This window comes from Pseudomonas sichuanensis (assembly GCF_003231305.1).
GTDB lineage: Bacteria > Pseudomonadota > Gammaproteobacteria > Pseudomonadales > Pseudomonadaceae > Aquipseudomonas > Aquipseudomonas sichuanensis.
Genome location: NZ_QKVM01000002.1, coordinates 18924 through 34555, shown reverse-complemented (window position 1 = coordinate 34555; position 15632 = coordinate 18924). Strand labels below are relative to the sequence as shown.

Sequence of the window (15632 nt, the reverse complement as noted above, 5' to 3'; positions counted from 1 at the left end):
GCCTGCCTGAACGGGGCTGCTTCGTAGCCCTTTCGCCGGCAAGCCGGCTCCCACCCTGACCGCGCCATTCTCCAGACTTGCGCTGTACCAGTGGGAGCCGGCTTGCCGGCGAAAGGGGCGCGAAGCGGTCCCCCTTGCTTTACTGGCCCTTGGCCAAAGCTCTGCTAGATTTCAAACCAGCAAACCTTCATCAAGCAGTTGGGCTTGCGCAGTCGTTGCGTCCAAATTACTTGAGGAAGGGTCCATGAGTTCGTCTTTGGGTGTGCGCATGGGGGCCGAGCTGGTCGGCACTTTCTGGCTGGTGCTTGGCGGGTGCGGCAGTGCCGTGCTGGCTGCCAGCTCTCCCGTCGGCATCGGTGTCCTCGGTGTCGCCTTCGCGTTTGGCCTGACTGTCCTGACCATGGCGTTCGCCATTGGCCATATCTCTGGTTGTCACCTCAACCCGGCGGTGTCGTTCGGGTTGGTGGTGGGCGGGCGGTTCCCGGCAAAAGAACTGCTGCCCTATGTGATCGCCCAGGTGATCGGCGCCATCCTGGCCGCAGCGGTGATCTATCTCATCGCCAGTGGCAAGGCCGGCTTCGAACTGGCCAGCGGCCTGGCCTCGAACGGCTATGGCGAGCACTCGCCGGGCGGCTACACGCTGGCGGCAGGCTTCACCAGTGAGGTGGTCATGACCGCGATGTTCCTGGTGATCATCATGGGTGCCACCGATGCGCGGGCACCGGCCGGCTTTGCACCGATTGCCATTGGCCTGGCGCTGACCCTGATCCACCTGATCTCGATTCCTGTCACCAATACTTCGGTCAACCCGGCGCGCAGCACCGGGCCGGCCCTGTTCGTCGGCGGCTGGGCGCTGCAGCAGCTGTGGCTGTTCTGGCTGGCACCGCTGATTGGGGCTGCGATCGGCGGCGCGCTTTACCGGGGGCTGGCAAAACAACCTTAGCGCCAGGCAAGGATTCATCGCGGGGCAAGCCCGCTCCCACGCAGTGGGACTGGGGGCTTGCCCTGCGATGGCAGGCCGCTTGCCTTAGCGCTGGTGTACGCAACGCCCGGCGGCGTAGGTTTCGCGCACGGTGCGGTCGTCGCCCAGGGTGGTCAGCACGAACAGGGTTTCCTCGATGCTGTTGGACTGCTGGATGCGGTAGTCCAGCAGCGGCGTGGCCTTGTAGTCGAGCACCACGAAGTCGGCGTCGTTGCCCGGGCGCAGGCTGCCGATCCGGTCGTCCAGGCGCAGTGCCCGGGCGCCGCCGAGGGTAGCCAGGTACAGCGACTTGAACGGGTGCAGGCGCGCGCCCTGCAGCTGCATCACCTTGTACGCCTCGTTGAGGGTGTTGAGCAGCGAGAAGCTGGTGCCGGCGCCCACGTCGGTGCCCAGGCCCACATTGACCTTGAAACGCTCGGCCTGGGGCAGGTTGAACAGGCCGCTGCCCAGGAATAGGTTGGAGGTCGGGCAGAAGGCGATGGCCGAGCCGGTTTCGGCCAGGCGCTTGCATTCGTCGTCGCACAGGTGCACGCCGTGGGCGAATACCGAGCGCTCGCCGAGCAGCTCGAAGTGGTCGTAGACATCCAGGTAGCCGTTCTGCTCGGGGAACAGCGCCTTCACCCACTCGATTTCCTTGAGGTTCTCGGACAGGTGGGTGTGCATGTACACGCCCGGGTGTTCCTTGAGCAACTGGCCGGCCAGGGCCAGTTGTTCGGGGGTGCTGGTGGGGGCGAAGCGCGGTGTGACCGCGTAGTGCAGGCGCCCCTTGCCGTGCCAGCGCTCGATCAGCGCCTTGCTTTCGGTGTAGCCGGATTCGGCGGTGTCGGTCAGGTAGTCGGGGGCGTTGCGGTCCATCATCACCTTGCCGGCGATCAGGCGCAGGTCCAGGCGCTCGGCCTCTTCGAACAGGGCGTTGACCGACTCGGGGTGCACGCTGCCGAACACCAGGGCGGTGGTGGTGCCGTTGCGCAGCAGCTCCTGGAGGAAGATCTTCGCCACCTTGTCGGCATGGGCCTTGTCGGCGAACTGCTTCTCGCAGGGGAAGGTGTAGGTGTTCAGCCAGTCCAGCAGCTGTTCGCCGTAGGAGCCGATCATGCCGGTCTGCGGGAAGTGGATATGGGTGTCGATGAAGCCCGGGGTGATCAGGGCATCCTGGTAGTGCACCACTTCGATGTCGGCCTCAAGCGTCGGCAGCAGCTCGCTGGCGTGGCCGAGGGCCTTGATGCGGCCGTTTTCGATTATCAGCAGGCCATCCTCGTAGTATTCCTGGGAGGCTTCCAGGCCGACCTCGGCGGGGTCGGCGATGCTGTGCAGGATGGCGGCTCGGTAGGCTTTGCGGGTTGCGGTCATGAATACGCTCGTCAAAGGGTCTGGCTGCGCCGGGAAGGCGGCAGCAACTGGGTGATCTGGCCTGCGTTGGCGGCACTGTCGTGCTGGCCGAAGCAGGCGTTGTAGGTGGCGATGATTTCGGCGGCGATGGACACGGCGATCTCGATCGGCAGCTTGCCCTTCACTTCGGCAAGGCCCATCGGGCAGCGCATCCGCGCCATCAGTGCGTCTTCGTAGCCGCGTTCGCGCAGGCGGTGCTCGAACTTGGCCCGTTTGGTCTTCGAGCCGATCAGGCCGAACCAGGTGAAATCATTGCGTTTGAGAATGGCGGCGGTCAGCTCCAGATCCAGCTGGTGGTTGTGGGTCATGACGATGCAGTAGCTGCCTGGCGGCAGGTCCGCGACTTCGTCGACCGGCTCCTCGCTGACGATCTTGCTCACCCCGTTGGGGATGTGCTCGGGGAATTCCTGTTCGCGCGAATCGATCCAGCGCACCCGGCAGGGCAGCGCGGCGAGCAAGGGTACCAGAGCCCGGCCGACATGGCCTGCGCCGAACACGGCGATCTGTGCCTGCACGCCGCTCATCGGTTCGAACAACAGCACCGTGGCACCGCCGCAGCACTGGCCGAGGCTGGCGCCCAGGCTGAAGCGCTCCAGGTGTGGCGTGTAGCGGTGCTCCTCGAGCATCTGCCGGGCGATGTGCAGCGCCTTGAATTCCAGGTGGCCACCGCCGATGGTGTCGTACAGTGCGCTGGCGCTGACCACCATCTTGGAGCCTGCGTTGCGCGGGGTGGAGCCGCGCTCTTCGATGATGGTCACCAGCACGCAGGGTTCGCCGCGGGCTTGGTGATCGGCGAGGGCGTTGATCCATTGGTGCATGATCCGAATCCTCGGTAGTTCCTGTGGGAGCGGGTTCATCGAGCCGTCGAACCGCCGCGAACACCGGCTAAGCCGGTGCCATGCACCGCAGTGCCTGCTTCGCGGGTAAACCCGCTCCCACATGGGGCCTTGTTGTCAGTGGATGACGGTTTCCAGTGCAGGCTCTGCGGGCTGTTCGGCAGCCACCGCCTTGCGCATCTGCTCGCAGCCCCACAGCACCCGCTCCGGCGTCGACGGCGCGTCGATGTTCGGCTGCACGCGGTAGTCGGCGATGCTCGCCACCGCGTCCTTGATCGCGCACCAGGCAGCGATGCCGAGCATGAACGGCGGCTCGCCCACGGCCTTGGAATGGAACACCGTGTCCTCGGGGTTCTTGCGGTTTTCCACCAGCTTCACGCGCATGTCGATCGGCATATCGGCAACCGCCGGGATCTTGTAGCTGGCCGGGCCATTGGTCATCAGCTTGCCCTTGGCGTTCCACACCAGTTCCTCGGTGGTCAGCCAGCCCATGCCCTGGACGAAGCCGCCCTCGACCTGGCCGATATCGATGGCCGGGTTCAGCGAGTCGCCCACGTCATGCAGGATGTCGGCGCGCAGCATCTTGTATTCACCGGTCAGGGTGTCCACCACCACCTCGACGCAGGCGGCGCCGAAGGCGAAGTAGTAGAACGGCCGGCCGCGTGCCTGGCTGCGGTCGTAGAAAATCTTCGGCGTGCGGTAGAAGCCGGTGGTCGACAGCGAAACCTGGGCGAAGTAAGCCTGCTGTACCAGTTGCTCGAAGCTGACGATCTGGTCGCGGGCGCGCACATGGCCGTTGCGGAACTCGATGTCTTCCTCGGTGACGTTGTAATGCCGCGCGGCGAACTCGGTCAGGCGCTTCTTGAGTATCTCGGCGGCGTTCTGCGCGGCCTTGCCGTTCAGGTCGGCGCCGCTGGACGCGGCGGTCGGCGAGGTGTTGGGCACTTTGTCGGTGTTGGTGGCGGTGATCTGGATGCGGTTGAAATCCACCTGGAACACTTCTGCCACCACCTGGGCAACCTTGGTGTTCAGGCCCTGGCCCATTTCGGTACCGCCGTGGTTCAGGTGGATACTGCCGTCGGTGTAAATGTGGATCAGCGCGCCGGCCTGGTTGAGGAAGGTGGCGGTGAACGAAATGCCGAACTTCACCGGGGTCAGCGCCAGGCCTTTTTTCAGCACCGGGCTGTTGGCGTTGAAACGGCGGATCGACTCGCGGCGCTCATGGTAGTCGCTGCTGGCCTCGAGCTCTGCGGTCATCTCCTCGAGCATGTTGTGCTCGACGGTCTGGTAGTAGTGGGTGACGTTGCGATCGGTCTTGCCGTAGTAGTTGGCCTTGCGCACCGCCAGCGGGTCGAGCGCCAGGTGGCGGGCGATATGGTCCATCACCTGCTCGATGGCGACCATTCCCTGTGGGCCGCCGAAGCCGCGGTAGGCGGTGTTGGAGGCGGTGTTGGTCTTGCAGCGGTGGCCATGCACCGTGGCATCGCCCAAGTAGTAGGCGTTGTCGGAGTGGAACATGGCGCGGTCGACGATCGAACCGGACAGGTCCGGCGAGTAGCCGCAGTTGCCGGCCAGGTCGAAGTTGATGCCGTGCAGGCGGCCGCTGTCGTCGAAGCCCACGTCGTACTCGACGTAGAACGGGTGACGCTTGCCGGTCATGGTCATGTCTTCGACCCGTGGCAGGCGCATCTTGGTCGGCTGGCCGGTCAGGCGCGCGATCACCGCGCACAGGCACGCGGGGCTGGCGGCCTGGGTTTCCTTGCCGCCGAAGCCGCCACCCATGCGGCGCATGTCGACGACGATCTTGTGCATCGGCACGTCGAGCACTTCGGCCACCAGCTTCTGCACCTCGGTGGGGTTCTGGGTGGAGCAGAACACGATCATGCCGCCGTCTTCAGCGGGCATCACCGAGCTGATCTGGGTTTCCAGGTAGAAGTGTTCCTGGCCACCGATGTGCAGGGTGCCCTGGATACGGTGCGGGGCGCTGGCCAGGGCGCTGGCCGAGTCGCCGCGCTGGTGGGTGTGGCTGTCGAGCACGAAGTGCTTCTTGCGCAGGGCCTCGACCACGTCGAGTACCGGTTCCAGGTCCTCGTATTCGATGATCGCGGCCATGGCCGCGCGGCGTGCGGTTTCCAGGTCGCGGGCAGCGACGGCGAGCACCGGCTGGCCGAAGAACTCGACCTTGTCGATGGCCAGCAGCGGGTCGCCGGCCACCACCGGGCCGATGTCCTTCAAGCCCGGAATGTCTTCATGGGTGATGGCGATGCGCACGCCTTCGAACTGGTAGCACGGCGCGGTATCGATGCTCAGGATCCGCGCGTGGGCACGGTCAGCGGTGCGCGCATAGACGTGCAGCTGGTTGGGGAATTCCAGGCGGTCGTCGATATACACCGCTTCGCCCGCCACATGCTTGTCGGCGCTGTCGTGCTTGAGGCTGCGGCCGACCCCGGTGGTCAGGTCCTGGCTGAACAGTGCGGCCATCTCGGCCTGGCTCTTGACGGCGTGATGGTTAGACATAGTCGGTCACCCGGGTTTCGATGTGCGGCGATTGCAGTTCGATGAAGTACTTGCGCAGCAGGTTCTGCGCGGTCAGCAGGCGATACTCGCGGCTGGCGCGGAAGTCGCTGAGCGGGGTGAAGTCTTCGGCCAGGGCCTGGCAGGCACGCTCGACGGTGGCCTGGTTCCAGGGCTTGCCGCGCAGGGCAGCTTCGCAGGCACGGGCGCGCTTGGGGATGGCGGCCATGCCGCCGAAGGCCACGCGTACGCCACTGACCACGCCGTTCTCGATGCTCAGGTTGAACGCGGCGCACACTGCCGAGATATCGTCATCCAGGCGCTTGGACACCTTGTAGGCGCGGAACGCCCAGTCGCTGGTGGCGCGGGGGACGATGATCTTCTCGATGAACTCGCTGTCCTGGCGTGCGGTGATGCGGTAGTCGATGAAGTAGTCCTCCAGCGCCAGGGTGCGCTGGCGCTCGCCCTGGCGCAGCACGATCTGCGCATCCAGGGCGATCAGCAGGGGTGGCGAGTCGCCGATCGGCGAGGCGTTGCCGATGTTGCCGCCCAGGGTGCCCTGGTTGCGGATCTGCAGCGACGCGAAGCGGTGCAGCAGGTCGCCGAAGTCGGAGTACTCCTCGTTCAAGGCGGTGTAGCAGTCGGTCAACGGGGTGGCGGCGCCGATTTCCAGGTGGGTGGCGGTCTTTTCGATACGCTTGAGTTCGGCGACATGGCCGACATAGATCATCACCGGCAGAGTGCGGTGGAACTGGGTGACTTCCAGTGCCAGGTCGGTACCGCCGGCCAGCAGGCGCGCCTCGGGGTGCGAGCTGTAGAGGTCGGCCAGGTCGGCCACGGTGAGCGGGACCAGGCAGCGCTTGTCGCCGCTGTTGAGTTCACCGGTCTGCTGCGGGGCGATGGCCTTGAGGCGGGCGATGGTCTGCGCCTGCTGCGCGTCGAACTGGTCGCGGCAGGGGCGGGCGCAGCTCTGCTCGGCAGCGTCGAGGATCGGCCGGTAGCCGGTGCAGCGGCAGAGGTTGCCGGCCAGGGCTTCCTGGGCCTGGTGCAGGTCGTGGCCCTCGCTGTTCTTCTGCAGGGCGAACAGCGACATGACGAAACCGGGGGTGCAGAAACCGCACTGCGAGCCGTGGCAGTCGGCCATGGCCTTCTGCACGCTGTGCAGTTCGCCCTGGTGTTTGAGGCCCTCGACGCTGATCAGCTGTTTACCGTGAAGGGAAGAGACAAACGTGAGGCACGAGTTGAGGCTGCGGTAGCGGATGCTGTCACTGCCCAGTTCGTCGGCGACGAGTTCGCCGACGACCACGGTGCAGGCGCCGCAGTCGCCGCTGGCGCAGCCTTCCTTGGTACCGGGTTTGCCCAGGTGCTCACGCAGGTACTGCAGCACCGTCATGTTCGGGTCCAGGGCATGCTCGTTGCGCAGCTCCTGGTTGACGAGAAACTGGATCACGGGGAGGGCCTCGCAATGGTTTTATTGTTGTTCGGGCGGACTCTAAGCAAGGGCTGACCTCTTGGTCAATAATTTTCTGACTCAAAGGTCAAGAAATTGCCTGCGTCACGCCCGAACCGCCTCAAGGAGCCTTTCCCAAGCATAGTTCGCGCCGGGCAACAGGGTTGACCGGGCAGTCGCACAAAGCACGTGATCCCCCCTGCGCGAGCGCCGGGCAAGTGCGCTACAATCGCGCGCTTGTGCACAGCGACCCGATTTCGAAGGAAAACCATGACGTTCAAGGCGCCGGACAGCCTCTCCGAGCAAATTGCCCACTACCTGGCCGAGCGGATCATCCGCGGCGAACTCGCGCCCGGCGAGCGCATCCAGGAGCAGAAGGTCACCCAGGCCCTCAACGTCAGCCGTGGTTCGGTGCGCGAGGCACTGCTGATCCTCGAGCGCCGCCACCTGGTGGCGATCCTGCCGCGGCGCGGCGCCCATGTGACGGAGCTCGACGAAAACAGCGTGCGCAGCCTGTGCGCGCTGATGGGCGAGTTCTACATCCTGCTGGGCAATGCCGTTGCCCTGCATTGGCGCACCGAGGCCGACCTGCGCCCGTTCCTGGAAATCCAGCAGCGCCTGGCCCAGGCTCACGCCAAGCAGGACATCAAAGCCTTCGTCGCCGACAGTTTCGCGGTGATGCGCGCCGCTTACCCGTTCGCCAACAACCCCTATCTGCAGGAAACCGTCGAGAACCTGCAGCCGGCCATGAGCCGTGCCTACTACCTGGCGCTCGACCAGCGCCAGGCCAACATGGTCGATTACCTCAACCTGTTCGCGCGCCTGCTCGAAGCGGTGGTCGCCCGTGACCAGCAACGCATCCGCGAGGTGCTCACCGCCTATTGCCAGCGCAGCTGCGAGCTGGTGCTGGCGGCCTTGGCGCGGATCTGACCGATGCGCCTGAAGTGCATTCGCCTGGCCGGTTTCAAGTCGTTCGTCGACCCGACCACGGTCAACTTCCCCAGCAACATGGCGGCCGTGGTAGGCCCCAACGGCTGCGGCAAGTCCAACATCATCGACGCGGTGCGCTGGGTGATGGGCGAGAGCTCGGCGAAGAACCTGCGCGGCGAGTCGATGATCGACGTCATCTTCAACGGCTCCACCAGCCGCAAGCCGGTCAGCCAGGCCAGCATCGAGCTGGTGTTCGACAACAGCGACAACACCCTGGTGGGCGAGTACGCCGCGTACGCCGAGATCTCGATCCGGCGCAAGGTCACCCGCGACGCGCAGAACACTTACTACCTGAACGGTACCAAGTGCCGCCGCCGCGACATCACCGACATTTTCCTCGGTACCGGCCTGGGCCCGCGCAGTTACTCGATCATCGAGCAGGGCATGATCTCCAAGCTGATCGAAGCCAAGCCTGAAGAGCTGCGCAACTTCATCGAAGAAGCGGCCGGCATCTCCAAGTACAAGGAGCGCCGCCGCGAAACCGAGAACCGTATTCGCCGCACCCAGGAAAACCTGGCCCGCCTGACCGACCTGCGCGAAGAGCTGGAGCGCCAGCTCGAACGCCTGCACCGCCAGGCCCAGGCCGCCGAAAAATACCGTGAATACAAGGCCCAGGAACGCCAGCTCAAGGCGCGCCTGGCGGCCCTGCGCTGGCGCGACCTGGATGATCGCGTGCGCCAGCGCGAAAACGTCATCGGTGACCAGGAAATCGCCTTCGAGGCGCTGGTGGCCGAGCAGCGCAATGCCGATGCCAGCATCGAGCGCTTGCGTGATGGCCATCACGAATTGTCCGAACGCTTCAACCAGGTACAGGGCCGCTTCTATTCGGTGGCCGGCGATATCGCCCGGGTCGAGCAGAGCATCCAGCACGGCCAGCAGCGCCTGCGCCAGTTGCAGGACGACCTGAAAGAGGCCGAGCGCACCCGCCTGGAAACCGAATCGCACCTGGGCCATGACCGCACCTTGCTGGCCACCCTCGGTGAAGAGTTGCAGATGCTCGAGCCCGAACAGGAACTTACCCTGGCCGCTGCCGAAGAAGCCGCTGCGGCGCTGGAGGAGGCCGAGCTGGGCATGCACGGCTGGCAGGAGCAGTGGGACAGCTTCAACGCCCGCTCCGCCGAGCCGCGTCGCCAGGCAGAAGTGCAGCAGGCGCGCCTGGCCCAGCTTGAAACCAGCCTGGAGCGCCTGGGCGAACGTCAGCGCAAGCTGGGCGAAGAAGACGAGCAACTGGTCGCCGACCCGCAAGACGCCGAAATGCTCGACCTGGCTGAGCAGGTGCTCGGCAGCGAACTGTTGCTCGAAGAGCTGCAACTGCAGGAGCAGCAGGTGGTCGAGCAGCTCGAGGCGCTGCGTGAGCAGTTGCAGCAGTCCAGCCAGGCGCAGCAGCAACAGCAAGGCGACCTGCAGCGTCTCGGTGGCCGCCTGGCGTCCCTGGAGGCCTTGCAGCAAGCTGCGCTGGAGCCGGGCGCTGGCGCTGGCGACTGGTTGCGCGGGCAGGGCTTGCAGCAGCGTCCGCGCCTGGCCGAAGGCCTGAAGGTCGAGCCCGGCTGGGAACTGGCGGTGGAGACGGTGCTGGGTGCCGATCTGCAGGCCGTGTTGTTGGAAGGGTTCGACAACCTCGAATTCGCCGCGCTGGAGCAGGGCGAGCTGCGTCTGCTGTTGAGCGCGGGCAAGGGAGCAAGTGTTCCCGGCAGCCTGCTCGACAAGGTCGAGGGGCGCACCGATCTGTCGCCCTGGCTTGGCCTGGTCAAGCCGGTGGAAAGCCTGGAGCAGGCGCTGGCCCTGCGCCCGACCTTGGCCGAAGGCCACAGCCTGGTCAGCCGCGACGGCTACTGGGTTGGCCAGCACTTCCTGCGCATCAGCCGTGGCGGTGAGTCCCAGGGTGGTGTGCTGGCCCGTGGCCAGGAAATCGAGCGTCTGGGCCAGGAGCAACTGGAGCAACAGGCGCAACTGGAACAGTTGGACGAGCAGTTGCAGCGTGTGCGTGAGCAGCAGCTCGACCTGGAAGAGCAGCGCGAACAGCTGCGCCGCCGCAGCCAGGATGAGAGTCGCCAGCATGGCGAACTCAAGGCGCGCCTGTCCGCCGGCCGCGCCCGTGCCGAGCAGCTCGAACTGCGCCGTAGGCGCCTGCACGAAGAACTGGCCGAGCTTGAGGAGCAGCGCGCCCTGGAACACGAGCAGTTGGGCGAGTCACGCCTGCTGCTGCAGGACGCCCTCGACCTGATGGCCCAGGACACCGAGCAGCGCGAACAGCTGATGGCCCGGCGCGACAGCCTGCGCGAAGGCCTCGACCGGATCCGCCAGGAAGCCCGCCAGCACAAGGACCATGCTCATCAACTGGCCGTGCGCCTGGGCTCGCTGCGCGCCCAGCACGATTCCACCCGCCAGGCCCTCGAACGGCTGGAGCAACAGGCCGCGCGCCTGGGCGAACGTCAGGAACAGCTGAGCCTGAACCTGGAGGAGGGCGAGGCGCCCCAGGAAGAACTGCGCCTCAAGCTCGAAGAGCTGCTCGAGCGGCGCATGAGCGTCGACGAAGAGATGCGCCAGGCCCGCCTGCACATGGATGAAGCCGACCGCGAGCTGCGCGATGCCGAGCGCCGTCGCACCCAGGCCGAACAGCAATCGCAGCTGTTGCGAGGCCAGCTGGAGCAGCAGCGCCTGGAGTCCCAGGGCCTGGATGTACGGCGCAAGACCTTGCAGGAACAATTGCTGGCCGACGGCTACGATCTTCCGGGCGTGCTCGCCACACTCGATGAACACGCCAGCGAACAGGGCACCGAACAGGAACTGGAGCAGCTCGATGGGCGTATCCAGCGCCTGGGCGCGATCAACCTGGCGGCCATCGAGGAGTACGAGCAGCAGTCCGAGCGCAAGCGTTACCTGGACGCCCAGAATGCCGACCTGGTTGAAGCGCTGGAGACCCTGGAAAACGTCATCCGCAAGATCGACAAGGAAACCCGCAACCGCTTCAAGGATACCTTTGATCAGATAAATGCCGGATTACAGGCACTTTTCCCAAAAGTTTTCGGTGGCGGCAGCGCTTATCTGGAACTGACGGGCGAAGATCTACTCGATACAGGGGTGACGATCATGGCGCGCCCGCCGGGCAAGAAAAACAGCACGATCCATTTGCTGTCCGGTGGCGAGAAGGCGTTGACCGCCCTCGCGCTGGTGTTCGCCATCTTCAAGCTGAACCCGGCGCCGTTCTGCATGCTCGACGAAGTCGATGCACCGCTGGACGACGCCAACGTCGGGCGCTATGCGCGCCTGGTGAAGGAAATGAGCGAGAGCGTGCAGTTCATCTATATCACCCACAACAAGATTGCCATGGAAATGGCCGATCAATTGATGGGGGTGACCATGCACGAGCCGGGCTGTTCACGCCTTGTGGCGGTGGATGTCGAGGAGGCCTTGGCCATGGTCGATGCATGACGAAGGAAGATTGGATGCGATCAAGCAGGTAAAATCCGCAGCAGGTGCGACAGACGGTGTAAAGTTGCCTTTGGTCGTGCTAGCTTTACGTCACTTGTTTTTGCGTGGGTAAAACGCCTGTCAGAACATAGAGTTGGCGCCACGTGTTAAAGGCCTTTGAAGCCTTTGTTTTCAAGCATATTTTTTATAGAGGCACGGGATTACATGGAAATCGGTCTGCGCGAGTGGCTGATCCTCATCGGCGTCATTGTCATTGCCGGGATTCTTTTCGACGGCTGGCGTCGCATGCGCGGCGGCAAGGGCAAGTTGAAATTCCGCCTGGACCGTAGCTACGCCAATGCCCAGGACGATGAGGGCAGTGCCGAGGTGCTCGGCCCTTCACGTGTGCTGGATACGCACAAAGAGCCCGAGCTGGACGAGACCGACCTGCCGTCGCTGAGTGCGCCGGCGCGTGAACGCGAACGCGAGCGCGAAGCCAAACCGGCCAAGCAGCCCAAGCGCGGCAAGCGCAACAACAGCGAGCCACAGCAGGGCGACCTCAATCTCGCCGCCGAGCGCGAGCCCGACCTGTTCGCCGAAAGCGACGATGACGTGGTTGTCGACAACAGCAGCCGCAACAGCGGCGCAGCCAGCAGCGCCAGTGCCCCGGCCAGGGAACTGCCGCCGATGGAAGAAGTGCTGGTGATCAGCGTCATTTCCCGCGATGAAGGCGGCTTCAAGGGCCCGGCCCTGTTGCAGAACATCCTGGAAAGCGGCCTGCGCTTCGGCGAGATGGACATCTTCCATCGCCACGAAAGCATGGCTGGCCACGGCGAGGTGCTGTTCTCCATGGCCAACGCGGTCAAGCCCGGCGTGTTCGACCTGGACGACATCGACCACTTCAGCACCCGTGCCGTGAGCTTCTTCCTTGGCTTGCCTGGCCCGCGCCACCCCAAGCAGGCCTTCGACGTGATGGTCGCCGCCGCGCGCAAGCTGTCCCACGAGCTCAACGGTGAGCTCAAGGACGACCAGCGCAGCGTGCTCACCGCCCAGACCATCGAGCATTACCGCCAGCGAATCGTCGAGTTCGAGCGCCGGGCGCTGACGCAGAAACGCTGACACACACCAGCGGGGCGGCCCTTGCCTCGGTCCGCACCGCGATGATTCAAGCAAAAGAGCAGCCTGGGGCTGCTCTTTTGCTTTGCACGAGAAGACGAAAAAATGAACGCCGAAACCCGAATCCATGAACTGCGCGCCGAGCTCGACCAGCACAACCACCGCTACTACGTGCTCGACGAGCCCAGTGTGCCGGACGCCGAATACGACCGGCTGTTCAATGAGCTCAAGGCGCTGGAGGCCGAGCACCCGCACCTGGTGACCCCCGACTCGCCCACTCAGCGGGTGGGCGGTGCGGCGCTGGCGGCGTTCAGCCAGGTGCGCCACGAAGTGCCCATGCTCAGCCTGGGCAACGCCTTCGAAGAAGACGACCTGCGTGATTTCGACCGTCGCGTGGTCGAGGGCCTCGACCTGCCCGGCGGCGATCTGTTCGCTGCCCGCGCCGCTGTCGATTACAGCTGCGAACCCAAGCTCGACGGCCTGGCGGTCAGCCTGCTGTACCGCGACGGGCAGCTGGTGCAGGGTGCCACCCGCGGCGACGGCACCACCGGCGAAGACATCAGCGCCAACGTGCGTACCGTGCGCAACATTCCGCTCAAGCTGCAGGGCGAGGGCTGGCCGGCAGTGCTGGAGGTGCGTGGCGAGGTGTACATGAGCAAGGCCGGTTTCGACCGGCTCAACGCCGCCCAGGCCGAAGCCGGTGGCAAGACCTTCGCCAACCCGCGCAATGCTGCCGCCGGCAGCCTGCGCCAGCTGGACTCGAAGATCACCGCCAGCCGCCCGCTGGAGTTCTGCTGCTATGGCGTCGGCCAGGTGTCGGAACCTTTCGGTGACAGCCATATCGGCATTCTCGAGAAGCTCAGGGGCTGGGGCCTGCCCATCAGCCGCGAGCTGCGGCACGCGGCTGGCATCGAGGAGTGCCTGGCTTACTACCGCGATATCGGCGCACGGCGCAATGACCTGCCCTACGAGATCGACGGGGTGGTCTTCAAGGTCAACAGCCTGGCCTCGCAGCGCGAGCTGGGTTTCCGCGCCCGTGAACCGCGCTGGGCGATCGCCCACAAGTTCCCGGCCATGGAAGAGCTGACCGAGGTGCTCGACGTCGAGTTCCAGGTCGGCCGTACCGGCGCGGTAACGCCCGTGGCGCGGCTGAAACCGGTCAAGGTGGCCGGGGTCACCGTGTCCAATGCCACCCTGCACAACATGGACGAAGTCGCCCGTCTTGGCTTGTGCATCGGCGATACGGTCATCATTCGCCGTGCCGGCGACGTGATCCCGCAGGTGATGCAAGTGGTGACCGAGCGTCGCCCGGCCGATGCCCGGCCGGTGCAGGTGCCTAGCGCCTGCCCGGTGTGCGGCTCGCCGGTCGAGCGCACGCAGCTGGTCAAGCGCAGCAAGGGCAAGGCGACCACCAGCGAAGGTGCGGTGTACCGCTGTGTCGGCCGCTTGAGCTGCGCAGCCCAGCTCAAGCAGGCGATCATCCACTATGTGTCGCGCCGGGCCATGGACATCGACGGCCTGGGCGAGAAGAGCGTCGAGCAACTGGTCGACGAAGGCCTGATCCGCTCGCCGGCCGACCTTTACAAGCTTGAGTTCGAGCAAGTGGTCGCGCTGGAAGGCTTCGCCGAGGTGTCCAGCCGCAAATTGCTCGAAGCCATCGAGGCCAGCAAGCGTCCGCCCCTGGCACGCTTCATCTTTGCCCTGGGCATCCCCGATGTCGGCGAGGAGACCGCCAAGGTGTTGGCCCGCTCGCTGGGCAGCCTGGCGCGGGTGCAGGTGGCGCTGCCCCAGGTGCTCACCTACCTGCCGGACATTGGCCTGGAAGTGGCCTACGAGATCCACAACTTCTTCGAGGCCGAGCACAACCGCGAAGTGATCGAGCAATTGCTGGCCAGTGGCATGCAGTTGCAGGACGAAGGTGAGCTGGCCGCCGAGTTCGCCGCCTGCACCACCCTGGCCGGGATGCTGGCCAAGCTCGACATCCCTTCGGTCGGCCCGACCGGCGCCGAGAAGCTGGTGGACAAGCTGGGCACGCTGGACAAGATCATCGCCGCCGATGGCATCGACTTGCGTCAGGCGTTGAATACCAAGCAGGCCGAGGGCGTGCGCGAGTTCTTCAAGGTGGCAGCCAACCAGCAGCTGGCGCGGGCCATCGAAGCCCAGTTGCTCGAATTCGGCATGCACTGGTCCTGCGAGAAGAAAACCGCCGAGGGCCTGCCCCTGGCCGGCCAGACCTGGGTGCTCACCGGTACGCTGGAGCGCATGAGCCGGGATGTCGCCAAGGAGAAGCTGGAAAGCCTGGGGGCGAAAGTGTCGGGCTCGGTCTCTGGCAAGACCCACTGCGTGGTCGCCGGCCCCGGTGCCGGCTCGAAACTGGCCAAGGCGGGTGAGCTGGGGGTCAAGGTGCTGGACGAGGAACAGTTCGTGGCCTTCATGGCCGGGCAGGGTATTGATCTCTAGCCGCCGGTGGGAGCGGGCCGCCCCGCGATGAAGCCATCACAAGTCCTTGAGAAATGATGGTTTTTTCTCAAGCAAAGGTTGTAACTTCGGCGCAGAACGGTACAATGGCGCGGCTCGTCACTTGGCGAGCCGTCGTGGTGGCCCCATCGGTCCCCCCGCATTGATTACCCGTTAACCTGGTCAGGCCCGGAAGGGAGCAGCCATAGCGGGAACATCGAGTGCCGGGGTGTGGCTGGTGGGGCCGCCTCCATTACGCAAATCCTTGAATTCTCAGGGATTTCTCTCTCAAAAATCTCGAAGTGTGACAGCGTTTAGGTGCACCAAAGTGGTGTGCACTGAGCTGTGATCCTAATCGAAGATTCATCAATGTCCAAGCTGGCTTGACCGGATTGGAGTGCAAACCGATGCCCTCCTCGCTGAGGCTTGCTGATACCGATGGCTTTTTGCTAGCTTCGGTACTCAAGTTTTGCATTCCACCAAGGAC

The 15632-nt window shown here is 64.9% G+C and carries 9 protein-coding genes and 1 other RNA gene; 6 read left to right on the top strand and 4 right to left on the bottom strand.

The features are described 5' to 3' along the window. Positions 1 to 244 precede the first annotated feature (244 nt). Positions 245 to 943 (top strand): aquaporin Z, encoded by a 699-nt coding sequence (aqpZ, locus tag DM373_RS01240; protein WP_110991817.1) that lies wholly within the window; start codon positions 245 to 247, stop codon positions 941 to 943. A gap of 84 nt (positions 944 to 1027) precedes the next feature. Here the strand turns inward: aqpZ and guaD are convergent, their stop codons facing one another. The 4 genes from guaD to xdhA form a co-directional block, all read right to left on the bottom strand. Continuing rightward, entirely contained in the window at positions 1028 to 2332 is a 1305-nt protein-coding gene (gene guaD / locus DM373_RS01235) for a guanine deaminase (protein WP_110991816.1), read from the bottom strand. Between the two features lie 11 nt (positions 2333 to 2343). Continuing rightward, positions 2344 to 3189, bottom strand: coding sequence for a xanthine dehydrogenase accessory protein XdhC (gene xdhC / locus DM373_RS01230; protein ID WP_110991815.1), 846 nt, complete (start codon positions 3187 to 3189; stop codon positions 2344 to 2346). A 135-nt stretch (positions 3190 to 3324) separates the two neighbouring features. Beyond that, positions 3325 to 5724, bottom strand: a complete 2400-nt coding sequence (gene xdhB / locus DM373_RS01225; protein ID WP_110991814.1) for a xanthine dehydrogenase molybdopterin binding subunit — start codon at positions 5722 to 5724, stop codon at positions 3325 to 3327. Next, positions 5717 to 7171, bottom strand: coding sequence for a xanthine dehydrogenase small subunit (xdhA, locus tag DM373_RS01220; protein ID WP_110991813.1), 1455 nt, complete (start codon positions 7169 to 7171; stop codon positions 5717 to 5719). The genes xdhB and xdhA overlap by 8 nt, the downstream gene beginning before the upstream one ends. 270 nt (positions 7172 to 7441) lie before the next feature. Here xdhA and DM373_RS01215 point away from each other — a divergent pair, with 270 nt between their 5' ends. The 5 genes from DM373_RS01215 to ffs all read left to right on the top strand — a co-directional run bounded on the left by DM373_RS01215 (position 7442) and on the right by ffs (position 15389). Continuing rightward, a complete protein-coding gene (locus DM373_RS01215; protein WP_110991812.1) occupies positions 7442 to 8101 on the top strand; it encodes a GntR family transcriptional regulator in 660 nt (219 codons plus the stop codon). A gap of 3 nt (positions 8102 to 8104) precedes the next feature. Next, positions 8105 to 11593, top strand: coding sequence for a chromosome segregation protein SMC (gene smc, locus DM373_RS01210; protein ID WP_110991811.1), 3489 nt, complete (start codon positions 8105 to 8107; stop codon positions 11591 to 11593). A 204-nt stretch (positions 11594 to 11797) separates the two neighbouring features. Further along, positions 11798 to 12691: a cell division protein ZipA gene (zipA, locus tag DM373_RS01205; protein ID WP_110991810.1), complete on the top strand. Its 894-nt coding sequence runs from the start codon at positions 11798 to 11800 to the stop codon at positions 12689 to 12691. A gap of 102 nt (positions 12692 to 12793) precedes the next feature. Further along, positions 12794 to 15148 carry an NAD-dependent DNA ligase LigA gene (gene ligA / locus DM373_RS01200; protein WP_110991809.1) on the top strand — a complete coding sequence of 785 codons (2355 nt, stop codon included), beginning with the start codon at positions 12794 to 12796 and terminating at the stop codon, positions 15146 to 15148. A gap of 144 nt (positions 15149 to 15292) precedes the next feature. Continuing rightward, positions 15293 to 15389: signal recognition particle sRNA small type (gene ffs / locus DM373_RS01195), an RNA gene on the top strand. Positions 15390 to 15632: the final 243 nt, after the last annotated feature.